Origin of the sequence: Acetobacter senegalensis, from assembly GCF_001580995.1 — a bacterium.
In the GTDB taxonomy this organism is placed as follows: domain Bacteria; phylum Pseudomonadota; class Alphaproteobacteria; order Acetobacterales; family Acetobacteraceae; genus Acetobacter; species Acetobacter senegalensis.
The window spans coordinates 1-634 of record NZ_LHZU01000010.1; the positions used below are offsets into that span (position 1 = coordinate 1).

Sequence of the window (634 nt, forward strand, 5' to 3'; positions counted from 1 at the left end):
ATGGGCATTCTGTCTCTCACTGTGCGTGCTGCTGGTCCTTACATCGTAGACAATCAGAAAACGGCAAAATCTGCTTAATTACCGCAATAGTTTAAGCCGTTATACGGCTCTAATAACACTACAGTTGTATTTTATAGCGAGTGTAGTGTTGACTATGAAAGTGTAAAATAATGACGGCAGTTCCAGAGAATGGATCAATAACGGTTGCTCCGGGATCAACGGATACGGTGAGTCTCGACGGGCAGGGCGCGACCGTAACTATACAACTATCTGAAGAAAATCCCGTAAATATTACGGTGACCGGGAATATTGGATACAACAACACAAATGCTTTATTATTCGAAGGAAGCTCTAGTGCGGTCCTCGACCCTCTTAATAGCTGGCTCGTTTATAGCACAGCAACAAACACAACCATAATATCTGTCAGGGATAATAATTGGAATACAATTGCGCAAATAACAATTACTGGAGATATTTACAATTTAACAGAAAACAATCTATCTCACGGTACGTATCCAGATGGCTCTCACAAGTATTCCAGCAATTTCAATGTTCTTGCCACCCTTGAATCCAATGGAGAGTACCGAGTTGTCTGTTTTCTTGCTGGTAGCATGATTCGTACACCGGATGGTGA

Annotated in this window: 1 pseudogene; it reads left to right on the plus strand. The window is 42.0% G+C overall.

Annotation, left to right across the window (positions count from 1 at the left end):
• Window positions 1-170 precede the first annotated feature (170 nt).
• Window positions 171-634, plus strand: a pseudogene (locus AD948_RS17935) (hypothetical protein); the annotation flags it as partial.